Below are 21,434 nucleotides of genomic sequence, written 5' to 3' on the forward strand. Positions count from 1 at the left end.
TCCATTCACAGGAGAAAAAAATAGAAAGATATAAGAGATTCTTTAGAATCAGTGCGTGGATGTGGTGCGTAAGGGAAAACCATTCAGTGGGCCTTTAAGGCCAAGGCCGGTAAAAGAGGCTTCAAGCCGCAGAGCAAACCACCAGTTCACACTGGTGGTTTTGATTATAAATGAAAATATATTGGAACATGATGGTAGTATTAATGTTGAAGCAAATTAGTTGGATAGTTTTTCCGACGCGAGGATGTGAAAAGGATGTTTCAGTACGGATTTCCCGAGCATTTACAGGATGATGTCATGAAAGTAAGTAGGCTAATAGCGAAAAAAACGTATCGTCATGCTGCAATAGAGGTATCTACGGATCGGGTGCAATATGTTCAAAATAATCAGGTGATCTGGTTTCCATATCGTATGTACAACGTGGATAAATCGGATAGGATAATAGATCAGTTAAGTTTGCAGCAAAAAATGATTTTGCATTGTATATATTCTAGAAGCTATGATGGATTTGTACGCCAAAAGCATATCGACTCGTTGCTACAAATGGATTATGAGGCTTGGGCTATCCCTTATATTGTTAAAGTATGTGATGAATATGTGGTTGAAATACTAGAAATGACTTACGAGAAGTTAAAAAATCAGGACACTAAGCAGTTTGAGGATTTTTGTCTTGAGAATGTAGAAGCCTTTTGCAAAAGCTATAATAGAATGATTAGCTATTGGAATGAATATTACCGAGATAGAGATAACCAATTTCACCATTATATTGGTAGGAAGTTATTTAGAGAGCGCTTCGGATACTCGAGGTCATTGGAAAGAAGGAAATAAAATCAACTGCGTGTTTTAAAACACACAGTTGATTTTATTTCCTCCCCTTAAGCTGACAGATTAAAAAAACTGTTTTTAGGGGGAGTTTTTTTGACTTCAATCCATGTTGAATGAAAGATTGGTAGGAACTTGAGAAAAAATAAAATGTGTTACTGTTTGTGCGATCGGGCTTACTTCATCGATGAACTTTTCTGCATTAGTGAAGCTGTCAAACTGAATTTTTACCATATAACAGGCGCTTCCTGCAATTCGATAACAAAATTCTACGTTTGGAAGCTTCTCTATAAACCGTTTAAAAGATTGATAGTCTCCATTTTTTACAGTTGCCTCGATAATGCACTGAATCGGTAGGCCTAATTTCTCGTAATCTAGCTCTACTGTATATTTTTTTATAATTCCAAAGGATTCCATTTGTCTTACTCGTTCTGTTACAGATGGTGAGGAAAGATTGACCCTTCTTCCAAGCTCGCTCATCGATAAACGACTATTTTTATGGAGTTCGTCGATTATTTTTAAGTCAATATCATCGATTTTCATATTTTAACGTTATCCTCCGATAATTATTTATTTTAAAAAGGAATAAATCGATAATCATTTCGAATTTAATGTGATTTATCGAAATAATTATATATAATTTTACCATATTGATAGAATATGGAGGAAATGATATGGCAAGAATTGTAGAATCAACATTCGGGGGAACACCATTTCAACGATTGTTAGGACATAATAAGGATGTAATGGAAAAGTGGAGTCAGTTAGGTGATGTGTTAGAAAAAGATGGGAAGCTAACGGCTGCATTAAAGGAACAAGTAAGAAGAACATTAGCTCAGCGTAATGGATGTGCCTATTGTAAGGCTAAAGGAAAACCAGATCCAGCTAGCTTTGATGAAAAAACATCTATTGCGGTAGGATTTGCAGAAGTCTTTTTAAAACAAAAAGGAGACATAGCCGATTCAACGTTTGAGGTATTGAAAGAATACATGACAGTAGAGGAAATAAGTGAATTATGTGCATTTGTCACCTTTACTACTGCCTCTCAATATTTTGGAGCAATGATGAAATTAGAACCAGGTGAACGTGTATAGTAGTAAGTGAATATAGGGGATAACGTAAAGGAGCAACGCATAGGTAATGCCCTTCGGAAGGTAGAGTAGAAAATCTAGCTTTTGGGGTATTACGGCTGCGTTGCGCTTTGCTGTTACTTTCTCCGAACAGGGATCCAAACTTCACTGTACGCATAATCCTTTTGATGCTCATCCATTTTTGTAAAGGAAAAGGTTGGTCCATGAATTAGTTCATAATCGGAGGACGGAAGCCATTCTGAATAGGTTTTTGCCATGGTTTCTTGTAAAGTCGATGGAAATGGTCCTTCATTTGGGAATATTGCCCAGGTACAGGCTTCGACTGGTACTTTTTCTAATAGTGGACTTACGTCAGTTTCGGTAGTTAAAACCCCGATCATGTGCGTTAAATCGCCTTCTTCTTTTATGAAATTAGCATCAGCGTTGTAGGATGCATTGATAATTTCATATGGTTCTATATTTTGAAGGGAGCGCATTGCTTTTCTTTGCTCGTCTGTTATACTTTCTGCAAGCTTCACAATCTCTTGATTAACCCCTTCGAATTGTATAGGAACACGTTTACTTACACCAACCAAATGAAAGGCTGGTTTTTCCTCGATTCTAAATTCCATACTATTTCCTCCTTTAACCGTTATGACAAAAGAAATTTTCGGAAATGATTTGCTTAACCCTTTCCTTATTACATCGGAAGGTAAGAATCCACTCCACCGCTTAAATGCTCTAGTAAAGCCATCCACTGACTGATAACCATAGTGAAACGCAACTTCGGTAACGGTTGCTCCTCGTAATAAATCCTTATTTGCTTCTGACAATCTTCTGTTTTTTATATATTCATTTAGTGTAATTCCTGAGAGATAAAAAAATATTTTTCGAAAGTGATAATCGGAAACCCCAGCAAATTCAGAAACCTTTTCTAAAGATAAATCATCGGTTAAACGCTCCTCAATATAATCCATCACTTGATTTAATTCTTTTAACAATATATCCCTCCTTTTCATGTCTACATCATAGCAGAGAAGCCTATCAAATACTCGACATTTTTAACATAATAAATATCGAAATGTGATGAAGCGTTAATTGATTTTCGTTTTTTATAGCTGTCATTGGATTTAGGGGAATATACTGAATATTTTTGTGATTTTGAGGTTTTGTTTGGGAATTAATGTTAAAATGGGGGTGGTTGTATGTGAGATGAAAATTTCTATGATTCTATTTAAAAGGAGGAATTTCGTTTGTCTCGAAATAAGCTATATGGACTTATTATTATTAGCATTACGTTACTAGTTTCTTCATTAGTTATCATGATCTCGTTATTAGCACATTATATTGACCAAATAGCTCCTCCAAGTTTAACGTATTGGGGTTTTGATTATATCCCTACTCCAGTCTACTTTCTACTATTAATTCCATTATTAATTGGGGCTTTTCTATTAATTTATGATTCAGATGAATGGAAGAAATAGTTTTTTAATGGTAGGACTAATTGTAGCGGGGGATAACATAATAGGTGGTGAAATATGGAAAACACATTTGTGATGGAGACAGACGCGTCGATTACGTTAAATTATTTGATATACATACAAAATATCTATCTAAATCAAAGTCTAATTAATGAAGAACTAAAATTTCCTTATCTATCAACCAACATAGTATTCCAAGAAGACTTTGAACTAAAGTATAAGGAACTGTGGGAAGAAGTCACGGAAAGGATATTTACCACTCAGGGTACCGACTTAACCTTATTTTATGAGAATAAAAATTTATTTTACCAGAAATTATTGGAACAGACTTCGGAGAATTTAATTAGCTTTGATGAAGTTTATAAAGGCTTCCGGGTTTGGTGGGGGAGTTTTGTAGGTGAATTTTCCATTAAAATGTCTATTGCTGAAGCAGAGCAAGAATTATATAGTGATCTATCGAAGTGGTTATTGCAAACAGGAAAGGTACCTCAAAAGAGACTACATATTAATTTAATTTATGATGATTGTATATTAGCTAATAGTCAAGTCTCTTCCTATCTTGCTGTCATTCCAATAAAAGACTTTTACTTTCGATTTAAGGAATTAGTACCTAGAATACGTGAATGTTTTGTTTAAGAGATGAGGAGAGAATGAAGCTTGAATAGTCATTGCCTCCAATTGGATGGTGGACCTATTCGTGTTGGTTTTCCTATTCGTTAGAAAAAATATGTATTATTTTAGTTACTTAGACAGTATCCGTTGATTTTTTATTATTGCAGGGTATATTGTAGTATCGCTCCTAAATTTATATAACGGAGGTTAACAAGATGTCGCAAGTTGCGCTTTTAGCCGTTACACACGATCCAAAGGGTAAAAATTTGGCTCTTTTTCAATCGTTACAGGATGCATTAAAGGATATATATGGGGAGCTTTTCCTTACGATTAGTGAGGAATCATCACCCGAGCTGATTAATGTAGTGGAAAATAGCGAATTTAATGTGAAGAGGATACCTAAGCAAGGAGCAGCCCATGCTCGCAGGGAAGTGGTGAAATTTGGTCTGACCGGTCAAAGCTCCTATTTCCATTACTGTGGTTTCGACCGGCTATTAACATGGGCGAACAACTATTTAATGGAGTTAAAGCAATTAGTATCACGTATGCCCTCATATGACTACCTTATTCTAGGACGTACGGAACGAGCGATGAACACCCATCCACCGGAATGGATCGAAACGGAAAAAATAACGAACAAGATTTGCTCACTGGAGCTAGGGAAAGAAGTAGACATAACCGCAGGCTCCTGTTCCTTTTCAAGAGAAAGTGCGAACTATATTCGTGACCTTTCAAAGGCAAGGATGACAGATGCAGAGTGGGCGATGATTGCACACCGAATCGCCAAAGTACATGTTGAATACATACCAGTAGAAGGACTGGAATACCATGAAGAAACAAATGGTGTGATAAGAACCATGAGTGAATCGGAGAAGTGGTTAGGACGTTTGAAACTGAGTTTAATGATTAGTGAATCAGCGTGTATGACTGGAAGGGGGTGAGCCTTAAGTGAGGTAGGGTGCGCTCAAGTGAGAAGGAGATGGGCCCGTCCCGAGGTAGGATGAGCCCAAATGAGAAGTACATGGGCCCAACCCAAGGAAAGATGCGCCCAATCGAGAAGAGGATGAGCCCGAACCAAGGAAAGATGCACCCAAGCGAGAAGAAGATAAGCCCGCCCCGAGGAAAGATGCGCCCAAGCGAGAAGGAGATAAGCCCGCCCCAAGGAAAGATGCGCCCAAGTGAGAAGTAAATGGGCCCGAACTGAGGAAAGATGCGCCCAAGCGAGAAGAAGATAAGCCCGCCACAAGGAAAGATGTGCCCAAACGAGAAGTAAATGGGCCCAACCTGAGGAAAGATGCACCCAAATGAAAAGTACATGCCCCCATCCCGCAAGAACATGTGCCCAAAAGTGTGTACATGCGCCCAAACTCCCCCCACCAAATCCGTCTCAAGTCTGAGAACATTTCCTTCCCTAGTTACTAGTTTCTGCTTGTAAAAGCTAGTACAATTTAAGTAGTTATTAATCGAAGAGGGTGTGGTGTTGATGAGTAAGGAGAAGACGGCTGATTCTATTTTAAACCGGATTGTGGATAGTGCGAGAAGTGCCTTTGTGAAAAAAGAAGTGGTGAGGAAGGAAGTTTTGGGTGTCACGAGTTTAAAGGAAATACATATTGAGGCGTCGGATATTGATGTAGAGGTAATGAAGCATCAGGAAGCGAATATAACCATTGTCTTTACTTCATATGAGGATGGGCCTGAAATGTTAGTTGATCATATGGATGATGTGTTGGACATTACATTTATGAAAACGAGTAAGGAACGATTCATCATTGAATTTTCTCCCACGGTAAAAATGCAGCTATTTGTCCCGGATGATATAGCGGAAGGATGGAAAATTAGTACGAGATTAGGTGATGTTACGGTGTCGCAGCTAAGTGCTAAGGCTATTTCGGTTCATACTGCATCAGGTGATGCGAGCCTTTCAGATATTAAGGCGCATCAGATAAAGCTTCATTGTACATCTGGTGATATTCAAGCGAATAAATTACGTGCAGAGGAATGTTATTTGCAGACTAGCTCAGGGGATATTGAAATCGCTAAGCTAGTTGCTGGGTCGACGTATGCAAAGGCTGCTTCAGGGGATCTTACGTTAACGGATATTCGCGGGGAGCATATGGAGATTGCGCTAGCCTCTGGGGATGTGGAGCTAGAGGATGTAATCATGGTTAAAGGAATGATTGACGTTAGATCAGGGGATGTCGAGGCGGATCGTATTCAGGTGGAAAGTTTAACAGTAGATACGAAGTCTGGAGATGTTGAGTTAAACGAGTTCTCTGGAGGATTAAATGGAAAATCCATTTCAGGAGATTTTGACCTTGGAATAGTGGATTATGCTACGGTTCAGTTAGATTCATGGAAGGGGGATATTGCGGTTGAAATTGATCAGGTAATTGGATTAAATGCAGCATATGATATCGCTTATTCCTCTGACATGGAAACTAATCTCCCCTTTGAAAGGGATGGACAATCGAGGCGATTGACTGGTGTGACTGGAGACGGGGAGAATTCCATTCGAATTAAATCGTCGGCTGGTGATATTAAAATATATACGAAAGCACCTGTGAATGTATAAGGCGTTTTTTCATTATCGTGGCGTAATGGGGAAACGTTGATTAGGCGGCTTCGGCACATAATGGTTATGGTAAAAATGCTTGGGGTTTATCCCGAGCATTTTTTTCTTACTAATGGTGTATGCAAGAAGTTCTGCTAGGACACGAATAACATGGGCTTTGCTCTAAAAAGTAATATGCGGATGAAATCAAATACCTTTACAAGGATATTCATTTTGGTTATTTTTGAATTATATAAAAATACAGACTTTTACTTAAGGAGGATGGCAATGGAGGAGCGTGTAATGAGCTTGATTCAAGAGAAAAAGCGGATGGTTGTTCCTGCTATGATGATGGTTTTTATTTTTTATTTCATGCTGCCATTGTCACTTCTTTTCTTCCCAGATGGGATGAACCAAATGAGTGTAATTCCAGGGGTGACCTGGGCTTGGTTATATGGGTTCCTACAAATTCCGATGACTTGGCTGATGGGATGGTTGTATCATTGGAAGTCGAAAAAGTTTGACCAGAGAATAGACGAGCTCATGCAGGAGGAGTTGTCGTGAATTTAACATATTTCTTATTTTTTATATGTATTATTGTCTGTACGTTGATTATTACCTATTGGGCAGCAAAGCGTAGTAACACGACCAATCGGTTCTATACGGCTGCTGGTAGTTTGACAGGCTTTCAAAATGGTATGGCTATTGCAGGGGATTTTATAAGTGCGGCGTCCTTTCTTGGTATTGTTGGGATGATTGCGATTAGCGGGTTTGATGGCTTTTTATATTCGATTGGCTTTCTTGTATCTTATTTAGTTGTGTTGTTTATAGTAGCGGAGCCAGTGCATCGTCTTGGAAAATATTCGCTTGGGGATGTGATTTGCTCGCGATTTCCGGGGAATCATATGCGGCTGATTATGGCGATTGGTGCGTTCATTATTTCGATTCTTTATATGATTCCACAGCTGGTCGCTTCGGGATTTCTCCTGAGATTATTATTAGATATTGATTACTCGATTTCGGTACTAATTATTGGTGGGTTAATGACTATCTATGTCGTGTTTGGTGGAATGGTAGCAACTTCTTGGGTGCAAATAGTGAAAACAGTAGTACTCATGTCGGGGACATTTCTGCTTTCTCTAATCGTGTTATCTAATTTCAACTGGGATGTTACTGCTCTTGTTAATCGGGTGAAGGAAGGAACGCCACTTGGGGGAGAGTTTTTCTTACCGGGTCATCAATTTGACAATCCGATGGAGTTCTTTTCGCTTCAGCTCGCCTTAGTACTAGGTACAGCAGGGCTTCCGCATATTTTAATTCGACTGTTTACGGTACGAAATACGTTTGAGGTTCGCCGTTCCTTAATTAGCTCGACTTGGATTATTGGACTTTTTTATTTGATGACACTCGTGTTAGGGCTTGGGACGGTTGCATTACTAGGGTATGAGTCGCTCGTTGCGACAGACCCTACTGGGAATCTCGCGGCGCCACTATTAGCTCGAGAGGTTGGGGGAGACTTCTTACTGGCATTTGTGTCTGCGATTGCCTTTACCACTATTGTTGCAGTAGTGGCAGGGCTTGTCATTTCAGCAACAACAGCTTTTTCTCATGATATTTTCCATCATATTTGGAAGAAGGGAAAATCAACAGAGAAGGAGCAACTAATAGCTGCACGCTGGACGGCTCTTGGGATTGGGTTAATTTCTACGTTATTTGCATTGCAGCTTGAGGCGATTAATGTGACATTTCTTGTTTCGCTAACTTTTGTCGTGGCAGCAGCTAGTAACTTTCCGGTTTTGCTTTTAACGATTTATTGGAAGCGCTTCACTAAATGCGGTGCAATTACAGGAATGATAAGTGGACTAGTGGCGGCAGTGTTATTCGTGCTACTAGGGCCACATATTATGAATCTGGATGGTGGATGGATTGAGAGGGAAGCGGTCATACCGCTTTATAATCCAGGAATCATTGCGATTCCTATAGGCTTTATCGGTGCGTTTGTGGGAACGGTCTTTTCACCGAAACAAAAGCAGACAGAGGCCGAATTTAGGCAGTTCGATATACAAGCACAAACTGGTATCTCGCCAAGGAGAGAGGGCTCATGAAGGATTTAACGATCATATTATTTGAGCGATTAGGGATATTGCTTGTGATTGCATTTGTGTTAACTCGTACTCCGGGGTTTAAGTCTTTATTGTACCGAGAGTTTAGTTGGAAAATGGCGGTTGTTCATGCGGTAGTATTTGGTTTGTTTGGCATTGCTAGTACGGTTACTGGGGTTATTATTACAGGGCAAGGTGAGATTACGCATGCTTTTGTAATGTTTCCAGTAGACGATGACAAGCTTATTGTCAGCTTAAGTCTTGTTGCGATTGTGATTGCTGGACTCTTAGGTGGACCGGTTGTTGGGCTTGGGGCTGGACTGATAGCGGGGATTCATTTGATGTGTTTAGGTGGAGTAGGCTGGATTGCGAATGGATTAGTGAACCCGATTACTGGGATTCTTGCCGGAATGACAGCAAGGTTTTTTTCAAATGAGCGGGTTATTTCCCCTTGGAAGGCATTGTTTATTGGGGTATTTCCACCAATTTTGCAGATGCAATTACTTCTTATTATGTATACCAATGGTGATGGAATGGTAGAGGTGGTAGACCAAATTGGCTTGCCACTGGTGTTATCTAATAGTATTGCCATTGCTATTTTTACGACGATGATTCGTGTTGTGATGAAGGAGCAGGAGCATGAGGCTGCGATTGCAACGAAGCAGGCTCTAACGATAGCGGAGGAAGCACTTCCTTATTTGAAGGAGGATTCGCATATGGATGTAGCCAGTGGGCTTGCTACTTTGCTGTATGACCGCTTGGAGCTTGCTGCGGTATCGGTTACCAATAGGCAGGAGGTTCTTGCCCATGTCGGATTGGGAGATAGCCATCATCGGGTAGGAGATGCGATTAATACGCCATTAGCAAAAAAGGTGTTGGAAACAAAGCGAATGCAAGTAGCCTATATGAAGTCAGAGATTCCCTGTGTAGAGGAAAAATGTCCACTTGAAGCGGCGATCATTATCCCGATAATAGAGGCAGATGAGGTAGCGAATCTCATTACCTTTTATTTTCGCAAAGGACAGCAAATTACCCCAGTCGAGCTGATGCTTGCCGAGGGGCTAGGTCAATTTATTTCGAATCAGTTAAATGTTCTAACAACAGAAAAATTAAAAGAACATATTCGTGATGCGGAATTAAGAAATCTACAAGCCCAAATTAACCCACATTTTCTCTTTAACACCTTGCAGTTAATTGCTTCGTTATTTCGAGAGGAACCGAAGACAGCGAGACACCTTACTCTCCAGCTTGCGAGCTATATGCGGTTCAATTTACGGCTTGTATCAAGGTCATTGGTGGAGTTGGAGAAGGAGTGTGAGCATGTGCAAGCCTATGCTTCCATTATCCAAGAGCGATTTAAAAATCGGTTGAAAATATCGATGGATATACCAGCTGATATGACAAATATTTATATTCCACCATCCACCATTCAGCCACTAGTTGAGAATGCCGTACAACATGGACTGAAAAATGTGACAGATGGTGCTACAGTAGAGATTAAAATGAAGAAGACAGATGATTTACTAACCGTTATCGTAAGGGATAATGGGAGTGGAATTCCTAAGCATATTTTACCCCTTATTAGTCATAAACCGTTAATAAACAATCAAAATGGTGGAACTGGCTTGTATAATGTGAATCAGCGTTTAGTTCATTTGCTTGGCGATTCGGCGGGTCTACATGTTCGAAATTTGCCAGGTGGTGGTAGTGAAGTAAGGTTTTCAATTCCGGTTCCAAATCAGATGGAAGAAAAGCAGGTGATGGGATGAATATTCGTACGATGATTGCTGAGGATGAAATGATGGCAAGAAAGGAATTGCTCTATTTATTAAAGGATGAAAAAGATTTTATTCTCACACCACATGCAGAAACCGGTGAACAATTGATCGAGTTATATACCGAGCATAAGCCGGATGTGATATTTCTTGATGTGGAGATGCCGGGGTTTACTGGAGTGGAAGCTGCAAAATATATTTCCGAACAAGCGGGTGATGAGAAACCATTATTTATTTTTACGACTGCTTATGATGAGTATGCATTAGATGCATTTGAAATTGAGGCAGTGGATTATTTATTGAAGCCTTATGATGAAGGGCGGTTTAAGAAGGCAGTGGCACGAATTCGGAAGAGTGTTGCGAAGAAGGTGCAGGACGGAAAGCAGGAGGTGAAGACGACTACTTCTAAATTGCTGGTGGATGATGGGGAAAGGATGGTTGTCTTAGCCCCGGATTCGATTTATTATGCCGTGCCAAACAATCGGCAACTGGAAATCCATACTGAGGATAAGGTGATAATGAGTAGGATGACATTACAGGAGTTAGAGGATAAGCTTTCTGGTCATCAATTTTTCCGTGCACATCGAAGCTACTTAGTGAACTTGAATCATGTGTTAGAGATTACACCATGGTTTAATGGAACGAGTAATTTGACGTTGAGGGATAAGCGTCGGACAGTGATTCCTGTGAGTAGGTCAGCGAGTAAAAGTATATTGAATACATTCCAAGTATGATTTGGTTATTCTGTCACTACTTATTGGAATAGTATCGTACGGTATGTAGAGGAGTTTCACTATTGAGGTAGTGGACTCTTTTTTTATCTATGTTTCTATGCTTGAAAGAGACTTTGGTGGGCAACTCGTTTTCGAACATGTTTTCATGACCGTTGACCCTAGAATCAACACCATTCATCCTCAAAATCCTACCGTTTGCGCTAACTTTATATTTTGAATGTCCAAAATAATTATAATATTTGGTAAGCGCTTACAATATAAGGGGGATGGATAATGGCTGAACCGAAATTAAATCAACAGAAGAATAGCAACATCGATTTTGAAAAAGTGGAAAGTAGTCCAGAGTTTAAACAGTTTATGCAAAATAAGAAGAGGTTTATTGTCCCGATGACCATTTTCTTCTTAGTGTTTTACTTTTTACTACCGATCTCGACTTCATATGGAACGTTTTTAAATACACCGGCTATTGGTGATATAACATGGGCTTGGGTATTTGCAGTTGCTCAGTTTGTTATGACGTGGGTTATCTGTACACTTTATGTGAAAAGGGCGGCTTCCTTTGACAAGCAGGCAGATGAGATTATCGCTAAACAGATAAAAAAAGGAGGTAATGCCTAATGGATCCAATTGTTATCATTCTATTTCTAGCCATTGTTGCCTTGACTTTATTTATTACGTATTACGCAGCGAGACGGACAAAGTCTGCAGGTGATTTTTATACTGCTGGTGGTGGGTTGACTGGTTGGCAAAATGGTCTTGCAATTGCTGGGGATTATTTATCGGCAGCATCCTTCTTGGGAATTGCAGGTGCTATTGCCCTACAAGGATTTGACGGATTTTTCTATAGTATTGGATTTTTAATTGCTTATTTAGTGGTGTTGTTATTAGTTGCTGAACCTCTTCGGAACCTTGGAAAATATACACTTGCTGATATGATTAACTCCCGCTTCGATGCGAAGAAGGTAAGAGGGGTTGCGGCGCTTAGTACGATAACCATTGTATTGTTTTATATGATTGCACAGCTTGTTGGTGCTGGAGCACTTATCCAACTTTTATTTGATATTCCATATTGGATTGCGGTATTAATTGTTGGGGTTATGATGACAATTTATGTGTTGTTCGGTGGCATGATCGCGACGAGCTGGGTTCAAATTACGAAGGCAGTTCTTTTGATGGCTGGTATGGTCATTGTCTCCTTCATCGTATTATGGAAGTTTAACTTTAACATTGGGGCTATGTTTACCGAGGTGAAATCAGCAACAAGTCATGGGGCAGATTACTTAAATCCTGGGATTAAATATGATGACCCATTAGGGACGATTTCATTGATGCTTGCCTTAGTACTTGGAACGGCAGGTCTACCACATATTCTTATGCGCTTCTTCACGGTAAAGGATGCGAAAACAGCAAGAAGTTCGGTTATTACAGCTACTTGGACGATTGGAATTTTCTATATTTTAACCTTATTCTTAGGTTTCGGGGCTGCAATTTTTGTTGGAGAGAGTAATATTTTAGCTGCAAACCCTGGTGGGAATATGGCTGCACCGCTACTTGCAGAGGCAATTGGTGGGAATATTTTATTCGCCTTCATATGCGCAGTAGCCTTTGCAACGATTCTTGCGGTTGTGGCAGGGCTTGTATTATCCGGGGCATCTGCATTTGCACATGATATTTACGGGCAAATTATTAAAAAAGGGAATATTACTGAACAGCAACAAGTAAAAGCAGCTCGTTATGCAGCATTAGGCGTATCGGTCCTATCAATTCTGTTATCACTTGGTGCACAATATTTAAATGTTGCGTTCTTAGTTTCACTTGCTTTCTGTATCGCAGCAAGTGCTAACTTACCAGTTATTCTATACACCGTGTATTGGAAACGATTTAATACATCTGGTGCTGTCTGGGCGGTTGTTTCCGGACTAGGATCAGCGTTAATTTTAGTATCGATTAGTCCAAGTGTTTTCTCACCAGTGGAAGGTGCTGCATTATTTGTTGGAAACCCAATTTTCCCACTTGATAACCCAGCATTAGTCAGTGTGCCATTAGGGTTCCTAGGTGGTTATCTTGGTACAATGTTCTCGAAGGAATATGATTTGAAGCGCTATGCAGAGGTGAAGGTAAGAGCCAATACTGGATACAGGGAGTAAAGATCAAAATATCAACTGTTTACCTTTATTACCTATAGTTGGAAATGCTAGAAAAAAGAAGCAATGACGTACAAGTGTACGTGATTGCTTCTTTTTTATTTTGGGAATATGATTATGAAATATGATTTGTAGCATGTGACTAGCGTGATTACGTACATTATTAAGTGATTTGTAAGAGGAGAAACGTATGATTAATCAGTGGAGATACCTTTCAGCGTAACTAGTTCGAAATAATCATTTTCTGTTTCGTTGATATAAAGAATAAAGGGTGAAATTCATATGAATTATTCATATAACTACCATAAAGAAAAGCCTATTCCATATGCCGAGCTGTTGAAAATGGCTTTCACAGATGAATTAACCGGTTTACCGAATTTAAGGAGCTTTCGAGCTTGTTTACAAGAACGAATCCAACAAGCTAATAATACGAAGAGAACTTTTGGCTTGTTATTTATAGATATTGATCATTTTAAAACCATTAATGATGCATATGGGCATGTATTAGGTGATAAATTTCTTATCGAATCGGCAAAACAAATAGCAGCAGCGGCAGAGTCAACGGTCTTTCGGAAGTCGGGGGATGAGTTCTTAATTCTTTTCAAGGATTCAAGCCGGTTAGAGAGAGAAGTACAGGCCTTTCAGGATCAACTCCCAGACGTAATTAAAATTGGTGAGCTACGATTACCCTTACATGTCAGTATTGGATATAGTGTTTATCCTAATCATGGTGAATCAGAAGAAGCGCTGCTGCATTACGCGAATAAGATGATGTATTTAAACAAAAGAAAGTACAAGCTACAGCTAAATAGGTAATGAGCTTGTCTTGCCAGCTATAGATGGAGTAAGAGGTGACAGCATTGAAGATAATAAAATTACTGATCATCATAGGGATTGTACTGATTGGCTTTATTATCGTGGTTAAAATGGTTCCATCCGAACAATTCTATCCGAAAGAAGCACTTTCTGGTGAAAGGTTCGTATATGAACATCTCTATGAAAAGAACGGATTATTAAAAACCGATGTAACCGATCAATCCGATACTTACCTGTCCGAATCCATTGGGTTGTGGATGGATTACTTAGTCGAAAAAAATGATCAAGAAGCATTTGATGAGCAGTTTGATGTGTTAACGAACCATTTTATGAAGGAAAGTACATTGATTCCATGGTTAATCAAAGAGGATTATTTGGCTCCAGCCAATGCATTGATTGATGATTTGCGAATCATGAAGACCTTATACCATGCTGGTGAAAAGTGGCATAATAAGACCTACCTAAAAACGGCAAACAAAATCGGTGAAGCATTAGTTCAATATAATATGCAAGATGAAACATTCATTAACCATGTCGATCGGTCTAGTCATGTTAAGGGAGACTTCCTTACGTTAAGTTATTTGGTTCCAGAAGCATTGGACGAGATGCATAATCAACATATTATCTCAGAAAAGCAATATAAGGAAAACCGCTCGATTTTATTAAACGCGCCCATCTCAGAGGCAGGATTTTTTCCGCAGAACTATTATCCCAATGACCAGCGCTATGAATATGATTCGGAGGTTAATTTAATTGATCAATATTATATCGGCTATCACCGTGCAATCTGGGATGGCGATGTTTCATCCTTAGTTACGTTTACTAAAGAGGCGTTAAATCAATATGATGGTAAATTATTTGGCCGGTTTTCTAGCGAGACGAAACAACCTACCGTTCAATATGAAGGGACTTCGGTATATGCACTGGCCATTCTGATGTGTTTAGAGGTAGGGGAAAAGGAATTGGCAAGGGAATTGTATGACAGGATGAAAGAATATCAGATTCGTGATGAATCAAGTGAATATGACGGAGGCTATATCGAGCTTACCAGTTTAGAAACACATGCTTTTGATAATTTGCTTCCACTAATTGCAGAAAGGAAAGGAATAGATGCGGGAGTTTTTGAGTGAAGAGAAACAATTATTGTTAAAAATATGCTTACTTGTGGCTAGCTATTTAGTTATGTTTGATTTTTTATGGGCAAATGGTCAGATAGGTAAATTATTATTCCTATTATATGTTGGGATAACCTTTATAGCGTTATTTATGGGAACACTTGTGGGATTAATCATCAGCTTATTCTTCTTATTTATCATTGGGTCGATTCTTTTATATAACGGATTTCAGAGTTTAGGATATCGTGAAGGTTACACGGAATTTTTAACGATAGAACATTTTGTATTTTATGGGGTGGGGTTATTAATCACGGATTTGATTAGTGGTTCCATTCAGGAGCAGCATCGAAGAATAGTTCTAGCAAGAAATCGATTCAGACAGGAAGTAAAGCAGTTTGTTGCTGTTGACCCAGATACGTCCTTTGATAATCGAGAACGCATGGAAATCGAGATTAAACGAGAAATGAATCGGGTTATCCGCTATGGTGGAAAATTTACTTTTTTAGTTTTGGAATTAGATTATTACCAAGAGTTTCTCAAGACTTATGGTCGGAAAGAAGTAGAACATCTGATGAAAGTAATGGGGGAGAAAGTAAGAAAATCCTTACGCTTCTCCGATCGTAAATATAGGTACCGCGATAATAAGTTTGCTTTTTTACTAATGGAGACTGGGAAGGACAAGGTTGAAATCGTAGCAGATAAATTAGCAGAACAATTGCGAAATCATCAGCTGCTAAATGGGAAAACCGTAACTCTGACCTTTCATATCAGTTTTGAGGAATATCATGATCAAATGAAAGAAGTAGCATATTTGGATTTTGTCCAGGAAGTAGATAGGGAGACTGTGTTTTATGCGTTATAAAAAGGTAAGCCTATGGAGCGTTCTATTCCTTCATTTTTTTGTATTCCTACATCCGGTTGTTACAGAGGCGGGGAATTCGCTTCCTACACTGGATGAACGAAAGGTATTGCTCACGTATTATGGGACAGATGATATGACGATGGCTAATATTCATTTTCTAGATAGCTCGTTAAGTGGCTTATTTAAACAGGTGGACATGATAGAACTAGATAAGTTAAAAGAAGACGATTTGCATCAGCATGATATTGTGGTTTATTACGCATCAAAGGAAGGTGCCAGCAAAAATAAATTAGAATTATTTGCTCCCTTCCAGGGTGAATTACTCGGTGTTGGAAAAGATGCACAAGCTTTACCACAATTTAAGGATTGGCAGGTATTAGGAATGAATTCAGTGCATCGTGTGGGAGATGTTGACTTGGGTTACCCGATTCAGCTCTTGCGCGTTACACCGCCCGCTAAGGCCAAAGTCATCGTGGAAGGGCAGAAGCATAGTCAATCCTATCCGGTTGTCATCCAAGATGGTAAAGCCTCGCTCATCACCATCTCAAATGTATTTGCAGAGGCGAAATTTGCTATATCTGCGTCATTCTATGATTTGTTTCAGCTTTCAAAGCCGACTACACATCCTGCATATATCCGATTAGAGGATATTTCACCAGTATCGGATCCGGAGCTCGTGTATGAAACGGCCAATTATTTGTTGAACAAACATATTCCGGTATATTTAGCGGTTATCCCTACTTATGTTGACCCAACAACAGAAGAGATGGTCACACTAGCAGATAAACCGAAATTGTTAGCGGTACTCGATGAATTAGTAAGTCGAGGGGCTTATATAATCGCACATGGTTATACCCATACATATCGGTATCAGGAAACAGGGGAAGGGTTTGAATTTTGGGATTCCGAATTAAATCAGCCTATTACTACATTAGACATGAAGGAAATACCAGAAAAGCTCAAGCCAGAAGATCAATTCCAAAACCGGCAAGAGTATGACCAATATATTCAGGGGAATACAATAGTGGAAACCGAATATGTTACCGCAAAATTAGAGAAATCAATCCACGCATTGACGAAGCTCGGCTTTCCCCCTATTGCATTTGAAGCTCCACACTACACGATGAGTTCAAATGGATATCAGGTGGCATCGCAATATTTTTCAGCGATTTTTGGTCAAATCCAGGCTTCTGATCGAGACTGGCAGGTTATGTTTAGCCCATTATTTATCAGCCAGCCTACAATACTGAGCGGGATGACTTTATATCCTGAAACGATAGGATATGTAGACCCTACCTCGATTAATCCAATGCTTGAAATCAAGAAAGCGATAGACCAGGTATCACAAGTACCTGGATCCGTCATTAGCGGTTTCTATCATCCGTACTTAGGATTGGATTATTTAAAAGAGATGGTCGCATTGATGGAAGCTGTTCCGAATATCGAGTGGATTCAACTATACAATGAAGCGCATTATGTTAGAACAAATGCTGTTGAAATCATAACTACTGGTGATGGAGAGATGTCGGTAACAAGTGAATTATCCTGGAAGATGGATGTACTGGACAAGTTAGCTGGGAAGTCATTGGATAAATATTTATGGCTCATTGTATTGGTTACCGCGATATTTGTTTCTTTATTTATCATTCATATCGTGACATTACGAATGCGTTATCGCAAACGTTTATTTAAGGAGAGAGTACATGGTTAATCTATTATTTTATATTTCATTAAGCATTATCTGGATCATGTTACTCTATCATATGTTTCTTGCCCAAGGAGGCTACCTACATTTTAAACGGTATGAGCGAGTAATCCCTTCCTGGGAAAAGAAAATGCGAAATATAGAAATTCCAACTGTTAGTGTATTTATTCCAGCTCATAACGAAGAGGTTGTTATTAAACAAACATTAACTGCCATGTCGCGACTCTACTATCCTAAGGATAAAATAGAGGTTATCTTAATTTGCGATAATTGCAGTGATCGCACAAAGGTGATTGGGGATCAATTTGCGGCACAGTTTCCATTTATTCGCGTTCTAGAAACAGAAGGTGAGTGGAAAGGGAAAGGAAAATCTAGTGCGTTAAATTATGCCTTACAGAATTCTAATGCGGAAATCATCGCCGTTTATGATGCTGATAATACACCTGAGCGTAGAGCCGTCTGGAACCTTGTAATGGGTCTAGTTAATGACCAAAAGGCAGGGGCAATGGTTGGAAAGTTTCGGGTTATCAATGCTAATCATACTTGGCTTACTAAATTTATTAATATTGAGACGATATGCTTTCAGTGGATGGCTCAAGCTGGGCGTTTTCATTGGTTTAATATTACAACGATACCGGGTACGAACTTTGCTATACGCCGTGAGATTATGGAGCAATTAGGTGGTTGGGATACCTCTGCTTTAGCGGAGGACACGGAGCTGACGATACGAGTGTATAACTTAGGCTATACCATTCGATTTTTCCCAGCAGCCATTACATGGGAGCAAGAGCCTGAAACATTAAAGGTATGGTGGAGACAGCGAACGAGATGGGCTAGGGGTAATCAATATGTTGTTCTCAAGTTTTTAGGAAAGATGTTTAGTCTTAAACAGAAGAAAATTATGTTTGATATTTTTTATTTCTTCTTTACATACTTTCTCTTTTTCTTTGGGGTCATTCTATCTAACGTCATTTTTGTATGTAATTTAGTTGTAGACCTAGATCTTCATATTGGCAATGTCGCATTGGTATTATGGGGTATGGCGTTTTTACTATTTTTAACCGAAATTATGATTAGTTTAAGTATCGAAAAAAATCAATTAACGATGAAAAATATGTTCTATGTCATCCTTATGTATTTTACGTATTCCCAAATGTGGATAGCCCTTGTGATCTATGCACTGGTTTTAGAGACAAAAAGAGTATTAAAAAAAGAAGAACAAGTTTGGTATAAAACAGAACGTTTTAAAGTAGGAGAGGGAGGCTATAAATCTTGAGTAAGAAAAAGATTTATTATGTAGTCATTATGGTTTTATTTTATTTATCTAGTTCGTTTCCGATAGAAGTATTGGCAAATAAAATGATAGAAATAGATGAACAGTCTATTCAAATTGTTCATAAAGAGGTTACGGAACAAACATTAACGAACGAACCAATTGAATTGTACGGTCCGTATGCGGAGGCGCAATTTTATTATGAATTAGATGCGGATGTTACGGCTAAAAACCAATATATTCAATTGGAAATAGCCAAATCAAGCTTACTGATCGATCCTTCGTCCATAACGATTAAGGTAGATGAGGAGCCTATTCATACGGAATCTTTATCTGATGATGATATCGAAACGGTAAAGGTGCCATTAGAAGGTGTAGCATTGGCTGAGGGTGGTCATCTTATTACGGTGAGCTTCGATGGTTTTGTTAAAGAGGGAATCTGTGTTCCGCAATATACAACTGGGAATTGGATGACGATATTAACTGATTCATCTTTGCATATCCAGTCATTACCAAATAATACGGGTGATCTTTCTTTATCCCAGTATCCAACGTCCTATATTGGATCGTTAGATAATCAAGTAGTAGTGGTTATTCCAGAAAGTCCATCGATGGAAACCTTGCAAAGTGGACAAATGATTGCGAATTTCTTATCGAATCAATCGCTGGAGGATACCGTTACAGTCGTTTCTGAGCAGGAGGTTGAACAGATTAATGGGAATGTGATTATCGTAGGTGGTATGAAGGAATTTGGAACAGCCTGGGTTAAAAAAGCGATAGAAGGTGAAATAAAACAGGTAGAGCCGGAATCACTTTATGTTTCCCAAGTTCAGCTTCAGCAAGATGATCGAGCTGTCCAGGCACTAGTAGTCCTAGCAGATAATACCGATACGATTCTAAAGAATGTCGAATTATTAACCAATAATCAGTATTATGAGCAATTCTCTGGTGAGGTAATACAAATAAGGGAACTGCCTACAGCAATGGAGGCAGATTCGGATGAAGATGAGGTTACGTTTAGCGACATTGGGATGCCAGACATAGAATTAAATAGTTTGCATACGAAAACCGAGACCTATTATTATGCTCTTCCTATGGAAACAAGTACGATTCAAAATCCATCCATTGAACTGAATTTAAAGCGTTCTGCTACATTAACCTCCTTACAAGATAAGGAGTTGAAGGATGAGGTTGAATTGCTTGTATACATCAATGAAATACCGCATTCCGTGGATGTTCGCGCTTTGGAAGAGGATGAGAATGGTAATATCCATGTGGTGATACCTATCGATTCAGAAACGATTAAATCACGAAGTTTACTGACACTTCGAGTGGAAACAACTGGTTTACGAATGGATCAATCCTGTGTTGCACTTGATCAAAATAGATGGATCTATCTATTTAACGATAGCAAGCTAAATCTCAAGGCAAGTGGGGATAGGCAGAGTGAGGAGAAATATTTTAATTATTTTCCTAAGCCTTTTGCCAATCGAAATGAAGAATTAATGATTGTCCTTCCAGAACAAGGAATCGCGAATGATGATTTACTAGCTTTATTTAATGTGCTATCAACCGGTAATAGGCTTCCAGTGATGAAGCTTAAACAAACAACGGAACTAGAAGAGGACGAGTTGAAACATGGTAATGTTATTTTTATAGGAGCCTTGGAGGAACATAAACAGTTAGAGTCACACAAAGAGGACCTAATTGTTCAATATGAAGAGGGTGTTCCTCAATTAAGTGAGCAAGGTTTTATTGCCTCTGAAGTTCGTCATTATGGGTTTATCCAAGCTAATCCATGGAATGAACAGTATTCTATGGTAGTCTTAGCTAGTTTAGATGGAGAGGATCAATACTTTTCCAAGGATTTCTTAGCTTATTTACAGTATACAGAGAATGTAGCATCCATCGCAGTTCAAACCGGTCCAGATCAGTTCTTCACGAATTCCATGCAATTAGAGCAACATAAAACAGACAAAAGAGAAGCAAAGCATGAAGCAAATGATACGAATACAGTCGTGTGGGCGATTGGATTTATCGGATTACTCCTCGTGATTGGTATCTTGATTGTTTATTACATGAAGAGAAGAAAAAGGTTTCATTCAGATAACGAGCAGAATGAGTGAGAGAAGTGGATTATTATATCATAGGAATGTAGCGGCTTTAGACAAAACGAAAAGAATTAAATGTAAAACCGAATGATACACGATACTAGCTCCGGAAATATACGTAGACTCCTGCGGGAGGAAAGGCATCGGTGAGACCCCTAAAGAAGAAGCACGAGGAGGCTCAACAGCCGCCCGCGAACCGCAAGTATATTTCCGGAGCAGGGTCTTTGCTCGTTATTCGGTTTTTCCATTGAGATAAATCGT

The 21,434-nt window shown here is 39.1% G+C and carries 20 protein-coding genes; 18 read left to right on the forward strand and 2 right to left on the reverse strand.

The features are described from left to right. Positions 1-255 precede the first annotated feature (255 nt). The gene (locus AAIB49_RS08135; RefSeq protein ID WP_343457750.1) at positions 256-828 is read left to right on the forward strand and encodes a hypothetical protein; all 573 of its coding nucleotides are present in this window, start codon (positions 256-258) and stop codon (positions 826-828) included. A gap of 96 nt (positions 829-924) precedes the next feature. Here the strand turns inward: AAIB49_RS08135 and AAIB49_RS08140 are convergent, their stop codons facing one another. Continuing rightward, complete coding sequence (locus AAIB49_RS08140; RefSeq protein ID WP_343457751.1) at positions 925-1,365, reverse strand: Lrp/AsnC family transcriptional regulator; 441 nt, start codon at positions 1,363-1,365, stop codon at positions 925-927. 131 nt (positions 1,366-1,496) lie between these two features. On the opposite strand from AAIB49_RS08140, the gene AAIB49_RS08145 reads away from it, so the two are divergent. Further along, on the forward strand, positions 1,497-1,916 hold the full coding sequence (locus tag AAIB49_RS08145) for a carboxymuconolactone decarboxylase family protein (RefSeq protein ID WP_339216372.1): 420 nt from the start codon (positions 1,497-1,499) through the stop codon (positions 1,914-1,916). Between the two features lie 113 nt (positions 1,917-2,029). On the opposite strand, the gene AAIB49_RS08150 is transcribed toward AAIB49_RS08145, so the two are convergent. Next, entirely contained in the window at positions 2,030-2,893 is an 864-nt protein-coding gene (locus AAIB49_RS08150; RefSeq protein WP_343457752.1) for an AraC family transcriptional regulator, read from the reverse strand. 252 nt (positions 2,894-3,145) lie between these two features. Here AAIB49_RS08150 and AAIB49_RS08155 point away from each other — a divergent pair, with 252 nt between their 5' ends. The 16 genes from AAIB49_RS08155 (at position 3,146) to AAIB49_RS08230 (ending at position 21,188) form a co-directional block, all read left to right on the forward strand. Further along, positions 3,146-3,376, forward strand: a complete 231-nt coding sequence (locus AAIB49_RS08155; RefSeq protein WP_339216368.1) for a hypothetical protein — start codon at positions 3,146-3,148, stop codon at positions 3,374-3,376. A gap of 54 nt (positions 3,377-3,430) precedes the next feature. Continuing rightward, positions 3,431-4,009 carry a hypothetical protein gene (locus tag AAIB49_RS08160; protein WP_343457753.1) on the forward strand — a complete coding sequence of 193 codons (579 nt, stop codon included), beginning with the start codon at positions 3,431-3,433 and terminating at the stop codon, positions 4,007-4,009. Between the two features lie 191 nt (positions 4,010-4,200). Then, entirely contained in the window at positions 4,201-4,926 is a 726-nt protein-coding gene (locus AAIB49_RS08165; RefSeq protein WP_343457754.1) for a hypothetical protein, read from the forward strand. A 542-nt stretch (positions 4,927-5,468) separates the two neighbouring features. Then, positions 5,469-6,557: a DUF4097 family beta strand repeat-containing protein gene (locus tag AAIB49_RS08170; RefSeq protein WP_343457755.1), complete on the forward strand. Its 1,089-nt coding sequence runs from the start codon at positions 5,469-5,471 to the stop codon at positions 6,555-6,557. Between the two features lie 267 nt (positions 6,558-6,824). Next, positions 6,825-7,100 (forward strand): DUF485 domain-containing protein, encoded by a 276-nt coding sequence (locus AAIB49_RS08175; protein ID WP_343457756.1) that lies wholly within the window; start codon positions 6,825-6,827, stop codon positions 7,098-7,100. Continuing rightward, positions 7,097-8,641 carry a solute symporter family protein gene (locus AAIB49_RS08180; RefSeq protein ID WP_343457757.1) on the forward strand — a complete coding sequence of 515 codons (1,545 nt, stop codon included), beginning with the start codon at positions 7,097-7,099 and terminating at the stop codon, positions 8,639-8,641. Before AAIB49_RS08175 ends, AAIB49_RS08180 begins: the two co-directional genes overlap by 4 nt. After that, a complete protein-coding gene (locus tag AAIB49_RS08185) occupies positions 8,638-10,407 on the forward strand; it encodes a LytS/YhcK type 5TM receptor domain-containing protein (protein WP_343457758.1) in 1,770 nt (589 codons plus the stop codon). Before AAIB49_RS08180 ends, AAIB49_RS08185 begins: the two co-directional genes overlap by 4 nt. Beyond that, a complete protein-coding gene (locus AAIB49_RS08190) occupies positions 10,404-11,147 on the forward strand; it encodes a LytR/AlgR family response regulator transcription factor (protein ID WP_339216352.1) in 744 nt (247 codons plus the stop codon). Before AAIB49_RS08185 ends, AAIB49_RS08190 begins: the two co-directional genes overlap by 4 nt. Positions 11,148-11,420: 273 nt before the next feature. Next, complete coding sequence (locus AAIB49_RS08195; protein WP_186869120.1) at positions 11,421-11,765, forward strand: DUF485 domain-containing protein; 345 nt, start codon at positions 11,421-11,423, stop codon at positions 11,763-11,765. Next, entirely contained in the window at positions 11,765-13,294 is a 1,530-nt protein-coding gene (locus AAIB49_RS08200) for a solute symporter family protein (protein WP_186869121.1), read from the forward strand. The genes AAIB49_RS08195 and AAIB49_RS08200 overlap by 1 nt, the downstream gene beginning before the upstream one ends. Before the next feature lie 279 nt (positions 13,295-13,573). Continuing rightward, the gene (locus tag AAIB49_RS08205) at positions 13,574-14,107 is read left to right on the forward strand and encodes a GGDEF domain-containing protein (RefSeq protein ID WP_343457759.1); all 534 of its coding nucleotides are present in this window, start codon (positions 13,574-13,576) and stop codon (positions 14,105-14,107) included. A gap of 44 nt (positions 14,108-14,151) precedes the next feature. Beyond that, positions 14,152-15,237 carry a glycosyl hydrolase family 8 gene (locus AAIB49_RS08210; RefSeq protein ID WP_343457760.1) on the forward strand — a complete coding sequence of 362 codons (1,086 nt, stop codon included), beginning with the start codon at positions 14,152-14,154 and terminating at the stop codon, positions 15,235-15,237. Then, complete coding sequence (locus tag AAIB49_RS08215; RefSeq protein WP_343457761.1) at positions 15,218-16,084, forward strand: GGDEF domain-containing protein; 867 nt, start codon at positions 15,218-15,220, stop codon at positions 16,082-16,084. Before AAIB49_RS08210 ends, AAIB49_RS08215 begins: the two co-directional genes overlap by 20 nt. Continuing rightward, the gene (locus AAIB49_RS08220) at positions 16,074-17,795 is read left to right on the forward strand and encodes a DUF2334 domain-containing protein (RefSeq protein WP_343457762.1); all 1,722 of its coding nucleotides are present in this window, start codon (positions 16,074-16,076) and stop codon (positions 17,793-17,795) included. The genes AAIB49_RS08215 and AAIB49_RS08220 overlap by 11 nt, the downstream gene beginning before the upstream one ends. Then, the gene (locus AAIB49_RS08225) at positions 17,788-19,065 is read left to right on the forward strand and encodes a glycosyltransferase family 2 protein (protein ID WP_343457763.1); all 1,278 of its coding nucleotides are present in this window, start codon (positions 17,788-17,790) and stop codon (positions 19,063-19,065) included. The genes AAIB49_RS08220 and AAIB49_RS08225 overlap by 8 nt, the downstream gene beginning before the upstream one ends. Next, the gene (locus AAIB49_RS08230; RefSeq protein WP_343457764.1) at positions 19,062-21,188 is read left to right on the forward strand and encodes a cellulose biosynthesis cyclic di-GMP-binding regulatory protein BcsB; all 2,127 of its coding nucleotides are present in this window, start codon (positions 19,062-19,064) and stop codon (positions 21,186-21,188) included. Before AAIB49_RS08225 ends, AAIB49_RS08230 begins: the two co-directional genes overlap by 4 nt. Positions 21,189-21,434: the final 246 nt, after the last annotated feature.

The organism is Ornithinibacillus proteolyticus, from assembly GCF_039581225.1.
GTDB lineage: Bacteria > Bacillota > Bacilli > Bacillales > Amphibacillaceae > Ornithinibacillus > Ornithinibacillus massiliensis.

Excerpts from the sequence above, each read along its gene's own strand:
- AAIB49_RS08135 (WP_343457750.1), top strand. The coding sequence starts at position 256 with ATGTTTCAGTACGGATTTCCCGAGCATTTACAGGATGATGTCATGAAA.
- AAIB49_RS08140 (WP_343457751.1), bottom strand. The coding sequence starts at position 1,365 with ATGAAAATCGATGATATTGACTTAAAAATAATCGACGAACTCCATAAA.
- AAIB49_RS08145 (WP_339216372.1), top strand. The coding sequence starts at position 1,497 with ATGGCAAGAATTGTAGAATCAACATTCGGGGGAACACCATTTCAACGA.
- AAIB49_RS08160 (WP_343457753.1), top strand. The coding sequence starts at position 3,431 with ATGGAAAACACATTTGTGATGGAGACAGACGCGTCGATTACGTTAAAT.
- AAIB49_RS08165 (WP_343457754.1), top strand. The coding sequence starts at position 4,201 with ATGTCGCAAGTTGCGCTTTTAGCCGTTACACACGATCCAAAGGGTAAA.
- AAIB49_RS08170 (WP_343457755.1), top strand. The coding sequence starts at position 5,469 with ATGAGTAAGGAGAAGACGGCTGATTCTATTTTAAACCGGATTGTGGAT.
- AAIB49_RS08175 (WP_343457756.1), top strand. The coding sequence starts at position 6,825 with ATGGAGGAGCGTGTAATGAGCTTGATTCAAGAGAAAAAGCGGATGGTT.
- AAIB49_RS08185 (WP_343457758.1), top strand. The coding sequence starts at position 8,638 with ATGAAGGATTTAACGATCATATTATTTGAGCGATTAGGGATATTGCTT.
- AAIB49_RS08190 (WP_339216352.1), top strand. The coding sequence starts at position 10,404 with ATGAATATTCGTACGATGATTGCTGAGGATGAAATGATGGCAAGAAAG.
- AAIB49_RS08195 (WP_186869120.1), top strand. The coding sequence starts at position 11,421 with ATGGCTGAACCGAAATTAAATCAACAGAAGAATAGCAACATCGATTTT.
- AAIB49_RS08200 (WP_186869121.1), top strand. The coding sequence starts at position 11,765 with ATGGATCCAATTGTTATCATTCTATTTCTAGCCATTGTTGCCTTGACT.
- AAIB49_RS08205 (WP_343457759.1), top strand. The coding sequence starts at position 13,574 with ATGAATTATTCATATAACTACCATAAAGAAAAGCCTATTCCATATGCC.
- AAIB49_RS08215 (WP_343457761.1), top strand. The coding sequence starts at position 15,218 with ATGCGGGAGTTTTTGAGTGAAGAGAAACAATTATTGTTAAAAATATGC.
- AAIB49_RS08220 (WP_343457762.1), top strand. The coding sequence starts at position 16,074 with ATGCGTTATAAAAAGGTAAGCCTATGGAGCGTTCTATTCCTTCATTTT.
- AAIB49_RS08225 (WP_343457763.1), top strand. The coding sequence starts at position 17,788 with ATGGTTAATCTATTATTTTATATTTCATTAAGCATTATCTGGATCATG.